At 68.0% G+C, this 6,191-nt stretch carries 5 protein-coding genes; 1 reads left to right on the forward strand and 4 read right to left on the reverse strand.

Annotated elements, in window-relative coordinates; all coding sequences use genetic code 11:
* Positions 1-72 precede the first annotated feature (72 nt).
* Positions 73-855: a LuxR C-terminal-related transcriptional regulator gene (locus VH969_RS19235; RefSeq protein WP_331976106.1), complete on the forward strand. Its 783-nt coding sequence runs from the start codon at positions 73-75 to the stop codon at positions 853-855.
* 839 nt (positions 856-1,694) lie between these two features.
* On the opposite strand, the gene VH969_RS19240 is transcribed toward VH969_RS19235, so the two are convergent.
* From VH969_RS19240 to VH969_RS19255, 4 genes are all read right to left on the reverse strand, one after another.
* On the reverse strand, positions 1,695-1,961 hold the full coding sequence (locus tag VH969_RS19240) for a hypothetical protein (RefSeq protein ID WP_331976108.1): 267 nt from the start codon (positions 1,959-1,961) through the stop codon (positions 1,695-1,697).
* Positions 1,962-2,606: 645 nt separating this feature from the next.
* Complete coding sequence (locus VH969_RS19245) at positions 2,607-4,280, reverse strand: serine/threonine-protein kinase (protein WP_331976110.1); 1,674 nt, start codon at positions 4,278-4,280, stop codon at positions 2,607-2,609.
* An 89-nt stretch (positions 4,281-4,369) separates the two neighbouring features.
* Positions 4,370-4,648: a hypothetical protein gene (locus tag VH969_RS19250; RefSeq protein ID WP_331976112.1), complete on the reverse strand. Its 279-nt coding sequence runs from the start codon at positions 4,646-4,648 to the stop codon at positions 4,370-4,372.
* 79 nt (positions 4,649-4,727) lie between these two features.
* A partial coding sequence (locus VH969_RS19255; RefSeq protein ID WP_331976114.1) for a hypothetical protein occupies positions 4,728-6,191 on the reverse strand: 1,464 nt, incomplete at its 5' end.

The following is a 6,191-nucleotide window of genomic DNA, read 5'->3' on the forward strand; positions in this document are numbered from 1 at the left end:
CTCGTTGTCAGGCGTGTCTCTCGCAGACTTTCCGCGGCGTAGCGTGAGGTCGGACTGGATGGGAGGAGCCTCATGTCCGAGGTCCTCACCGAGCGCGATCTTCGCACGCTGATGGCAGTGGTCGAGGAAGGCCGCCAGGACGAACCCACCGACGGTTTGCCCTGGGCGGTCTTGGACGAGTTGGCCGGCCTCATCCGCTGCGATGCGGTGACCTTTACCGAAGGCGATCTCGTGCACCACCGCGCCCTCTTCGACCAGAATTACGAAGAGGGACAGCGATGGTTCGATCCGCCGAACCCCTTCTCTGCGGACATGTGGACAAACTTCACCAACTTCCTGCCGTTCCGCCACGGCGGGTGTGCCGGCAATCAGGTCGGCGTCGTCCGCTGGTCGGACTTCTACAGCCTCCGCGAGCTGCGGGAACAACCGCTGTTCGCCGAGTACTTCGGCCCGTTGGGGTGCCGCTACAGCGTCGGCCTGTCCTTGCCGACCTCCCCCGGCCGCCATCGCAAGATCTCCCTCTGGCGTGACACAGGATCCGACTTCAACGAACGCGATCGGCTCGTACTGCGCCTGCTCCAGCCCCATCTCTACGACGTCTTGCTCGATGCCCGACGACGCCAACAGCGCGTTCCGAAGCTCAGCCCGCGCGAATGGGAGGTGCTCCAACTCGCCGACCAAGGCCGAAGCAACGCCGACATCGCCCGGGAACTGTTCATATCAGTAGCCACCGTGCGCAAGCACCTCGAGCACATCTACGACCGCACGGGCGAACGCACCCGCGCCTCCGCAGCGGCACTGATGATGCCCCACTTCGCTGCCACGCGGACCGCTCGCAGCAGCACAGGTGAGTAGCACCGAGCGATCGGGCGCCGCGGCGCCGGGTCCCGATGGCCGTAGAACGCAAGTTGATCTTCTTTGGTGGGTGAGATCGGATGACGATCAGGCCGAGCAACTGGACGAGTGGATGGCCGCGATCGAAGCCCGATGAACTACCCCACCTGCACCGGTTCGTGCGCGGCGTGCGCCGCGACTACAACGCTGTCCTCAATGGACTCACGCTGCCGCACAGCTCCGCGCGGTGGCAGGCAACGTCAACCGTATCAAAATGATCAAGAGGCAGATGTACGGCCGAGCCAACTTCGACCTGCTCCGCAAACGCATCCTGCACGCCGCCTGACCAGCAAGGGGGGTCGATTCGATCACGAAAACGGGCCAGCACCAGAACCCGTTCACCCGCCGTCGACAATCGCCAGGTCCTATGCCAGTCGACCTTCAGTAGACACCCGGAACGGTGTCGGCGCGTCCCCTCGCCTACTGAAAGTCCCGCAACAGCCTGATCTGCCGGCCGCGCGACACGCAGCGATGTGGTACACACCATGCGACCGCGAGCGAGGGACGAAGGTGCCACCGATGCGCGAAGAGCTGGCCGATGCCGAAGAGGTTCGAGACCGTCTTCGGGATGTCAGATGGATTGGCGGCGGCAGCGGCGCGGGAAAGTCGACCATCTCCCGCCATGCGAAGTCACCATCCGGGACCTTCGCATCGCGATCTCAGGCTGCACGACCGACCGAAGCTGGGACGTCACGACTCACCCCGGCGCGGCCACGCTCGTCGTGTGGCGTGTCCCGATCCCGAGTCGATGATCCGAGACAGGCTGACCAGGATCGACTGCGGAGCCACGGATCAGCGGGCTACTTGTTGCGCCCGGAGAAACGCAGCACGGTCGAGATCAAGCCGATCATGATGGCGAACGGGATGGTGATGGCACCGAACCCGGCTGTCGCGATGGAGAAACCGATCGCGACCGCCAGCGGCAGCACCCACGCCGTCACCACCCAGCCGTGATCCACTGGTCGGCGAGCCGGACCGTCATTCGCATATGGGCCCATGACGTCCTCCCGGTAGTAGCGCAGGACTCGAACGCTCTCAGCTTTGGGGGTGGCCGCGGCGGCGACCACCGACCAACGTCACCTGAGTGGCGCCGATGGTCACCGTGCCGACCGGGCCGCGTGGACGACGTTCCGGCGCAGGCTCGCCAGGACGGCTCGCATGCTGTGCCCGCGAAGGGACGGATGACGCGCCAGTAGCGACCGAACTTGCGTGCCGTCGGCGGCGTCCGGGACCGCCGTGCGGGCCTCGTACGACAGCCCGTGCCGTAGGGTCGCAACGACGACCCGATGGCGATCGGGCCCAGCCGGGCTCGGCGAACCGTTCGGGCGTCATCGCCGTGACGTCGTACCACTCGATGTCCGGCTGCCGCGTAGAGCAGCGCTTCCCTTGGTCGGTTCGCCGCTCGCCGGAGCGGACAACTTCTTCGGCGACACCCCGACCGTGAAAATCTGCACGGATGACGGCATCTGTGACAACACGGCCGCGTCGGGCTGGCTGGGGTTACCCGGGCAAGCACATGGACTTAGGCTTCAACGTGGACATCTACGCCGACGACGCGCACGGTCAGTGGTTCAACGGAGTTCCTGTCATGGAACTTAGCCGGCGCCGCCCCTTCGCCGGTGCCGGGGCGTCGACCACGCCCGGGGCCGCGGCACCAGTTGGTACCGCGTGTTCGTTCAACCCCGGCCACAACGGCGTCCTGCCCGGCTCCGCTACGACGTGCCGGTTCGGAAGTCGCTGCAGCTGAACACCCGCGTGCCGTTGTCCTCCAGACACACCTGGAAGGTGATCCTTGCCCCCTCCGGCATGTTCATGTTGTGGTCGATGCACTTGCCGGTTCCCTCGCGGCTCCAGGCGTCGTTGTTCTGACCGGGGACGTCCGAGCGGGTGTACCGGGCGACCGCGCCGAAGCCGTCGTCCTTGTTGTCGCACACGATGAGGTGCTCACCGGTCGCGTCGAAAGTGGCCCGGCCGGCGCAGCCGTTCGGTGTGCAGACCGACGCGGAGGCCGGCCGCGTCGGTGCCGGGGTACTCGGGGCGGGTGGGGCCGGCTTGGCGGGCTGGCCGGCGGCGTCGGTGGCCGGCTGGGGGGCGGCCGCGTCTGGTGGAGCTGCGACCTCTCCGCCCTGTGGTGGTTGCCGGCCGGCCGTCGGCTGCGTGGTGGTGTGACGGGGTCGCCCGGACGGCTTCACCACGGCCGTCGTGGTGTGCGCGGCCTGCGCCGGACGGGCCCGTTCAGCTGTGTCGTCGCCGGACGGCCAGTTCAGCCAGGCCACCGCTCCGGCCGCCGCCACCACCGCGACCGCGGCGAACACCGCGGCCACGGTCCGGCCGCGGCCCGGGGCCGGCTCAGCCCGGACCGGCACTCGATCCCGTCCGGCACGCACCGACGTCTCGGCATCTCCGTCGGCCGACCACGGTGACACGACCTCGGGGACTCTCTCCGACGGCAAAGGCTTCGTCCGGTGCCGCCGGACGGCGCCGGCCGGCGTTCCGAGCGGACCGTCCGATGTGGATCCGGTGACCATCGCGCCGGTCACCGGCGTCGAAAGGTCCGCTGCGAGGGCAGCGGCGGTGGCATACCGGTCCTCGGGCTGTTTGGCCATCGCCCGGTGGATCACCCGGGCCAGCTCCGGGGATCCCGGGCACTCGAGCGGGGCCGGCTCCTCGGTGAGGATGCGGTGCATGAGCGCGACCATCTCCTGGCCGCCCCCCTCGAACGCCGGCTCGCCGCAGACCAACTCATAGAGCGAAGAGCCCAGCGAGTAGACGTCCGATGCCGCGGTCGGCGAGACGCCGTTGACGACTTCGGGCGCCGCGTGCCGCAGGGTGAACGCACCGTGCGCGGTCATCGACGCCCGGTCGTCGAGCAGGCACGCGACACCGAAGTCGGCCAGCACCGGCTCACCGAAGCGGGACAACAGGATGTTGTTCGGCTTGACGTCCCGGTGCACGACCCCGACCCGGTGCGCGGCCTCCAGCGCACCGGCGATCTTCGCGCCGACCTTCGCCACCTCCGCGGGCGGCAGCGGCCCGTGCTCGGCCAGCCGGTCCGCGAGCGAACCGCGGTCGTGCAGGTCCATCGCGAGGTAGGGCCGGCCGGACCGGGTGGTCCCGCTGTCCAGTGCGGTGACCACGTTCGGGTGACCGGTGAGCCTGCTCGTCAGCGACACCTCGCGCAGGAACCGGCGGCGCACCGCCTCGTCGAGCCCGATCGTGACCACCTTCAGCGCCACCTCGCGGTCCATCGCCTCCTGCCGGGCGCGGTACACGACGCTGAACCCGCCCTGTCCGATCGGCCGCAGGTTCCGGTAGCCGGGCACGTCCTCGGGCTCGAACTCTCGCCCGTCCGGCGTGCGCGCGGCGCGCTTCCTCAAGCGTGGCATGGCAATCGCATCCTCATCGAAGACACCGGTGGTGGTGCGACGCGCCCTGCGGCGCACCACCACCCGCGGAGTGGACCTCGCCGGGCGGTTCAGGCACCACCGGCGTGCGAGATGTTGGTCAGGATCTTCTGGACCTGCTGCTGCAGCTGCTCCAGCGACGTCCGCATCCGGTCCAGATCACCCTTGGCCTGCGGCCACACCTCGCCGCGGAACCGCTGCGCCAGCGGACCATCCCAGTGGTTCGGGTCGGACAGCTGCTGCCCGTGGGAGTTGAGCTGGTTGATCATCGTCGGCATCTGGGTGTTGACCAGACTGAGCATCTTCGCCGCTTCCTGGTGGGCGAAGTCGGTGGACTTGACAGTGGTCATAGTGCTGTTTCCTCGCTATTCGTGGTGTTTGGGCTCGGCTGCTTCTGGAAGGCGTCGTCGACACGGTCCTTTCTGTCGGTCACTTCGCATCGCGGATCGCCGCGAGGCTCCTCGAGTCCGGGTTGGCGAGACTGACGGAGCTGCCGAAGTCGTTGTCGAGCGTCTCGAGATCGATGTTCGAGTCGCCCTTCAGGTGGTAGTTCTCCGGATGTGCGGCCAGGTCGTTGAGCTTGCTCTGCCGCGCGGTCAGGAACGGCGACGAGGAGCCCCCGCCGTCCGAGGTGAGGTCCACCGGCCGGTTGTGCACGTCGACGAGGTAGCCGTTCTTGGCGAGCATCGTCCACATCGCGACCTGGCCTGGTCCGCGCACCGCGCTCTGCGCGAACTGCAGCGCGTCTGTCTTGCTGGGCCTCTTCGTGCCCAGCACCTTCGCGTACAGGTCCTGGTCCTTGACGCCCGTCCAGCTCTGCAGGCCGTTTATGACCATGTTGTCGAGCACCGTCGAGCCGGTCTTCACGACCTTGGTCCACGGCAGGATGCTGGGCAGCGAGCCCACGAGGATGCCGTTCACCGCGTTGTCCAGTGCGTCCCGGCCGGCATTGGACTGGGCGATCCGTGTGAGGAACGGGGCGAGGATCTCGTCCATGACCACGCCCTGGCGCTTCGCCCACGCCAGGAGCTCGGCCGGGGTTCGCCCCGGCCCCGGGTCCGCCACCGAGCCCGCGATTCCGACGGACACGAACTGCAGCAACGCGGCGGCGGAACCGGGAACGAACGAGAGGTCGACGCCTTTCATCGCGGCGGAGACGCGGTTCATGAACGCCCGCATCGCGTCCGGGTCGGTGCCGTGGGTCAACGCCGCCTGGGACAACACGTTGAAGACCTGGCTGAAGACCTTGCCGTCGTCGGAGTCGCGGGACAGGTCGATCAGCCGATGCAGATCCTTCGCGGACAGCAGGTCGGCGAAGTTGCGTGCGGCGGTGCGGTTGTTCGCCAGTGCCTGCAGTACCGCCAGCTGGGTGCGCTCGGTGATGTGCCAGTGTTGCGGCGAGAAGTCCGAGCCCTGCGTCCATTCGAGCGCCATGACGATGTTGTGCGCGGTTCGCTGGTCCACCGCGCCGGTCGCCAGCGCGTTGGCGAGCGCCTGGTCGTCGTGTCCCATGAGCCGGGCGATCTGGTCGGCCGACAGCGCGTTGAAGAACCCTGCGGCGAAGTAGCCATCCGAGCCGTGCAAGGCGAGCTGCCTACTGATCCACTTGAGATTGTCAGGATCGCCGCGGTTGGTCATCTTGTCGGCCAGTGCCTTGCCCGCCGCCATCTCGGCTTGGTGCTCGGCTGCCTTGGCCAGTGCGTCGAACTCCGCGGCGACCGCCTTGTCCGAGGCGTGGTAAGGCAGCATCGGACCGATGCCCGACGAGCCGGCTCGCTGGAACGCCAGTCCGACCAGACGCACGTCGCGGTCTGTGTAGTACACCTTGGACACTTCGACCGCGACATCGGCGTCGATGCTGGTGCAGATGCCGCCGCCGTTCTGGAAGTCACG

Origin of the sequence: Actinophytocola sp. (assembly GCF_036555685.1) — a bacterium.
Lineage (GTDB): Bacteria > Actinomycetota > Actinomycetes > Mycobacteriales > Pseudonocardiaceae > Actinophytocola.

Coding starts and splice junctions, on each gene's coding strand:
- VH969_RS19235 (WP_331976106.1), top strand. CDS start 73: ATGTCCGAGGTCCTCACCGAGCGCGATCTTCGCACGCTGATGGCAGTG.
- VH969_RS19250 (WP_331976112.1), bottom strand. CDS start 4,648: ATGACCACTGTCAAGTCCACCGACTTCGCCCACCAGGAAGCGGCGAAG.
- VH969_RS19245 (WP_331976110.1), bottom strand. CDS start 4,280: ATGCCACGCTTGAGGAAGCGCGCCGCGCGCACGCCGGACGGGCGAGAG.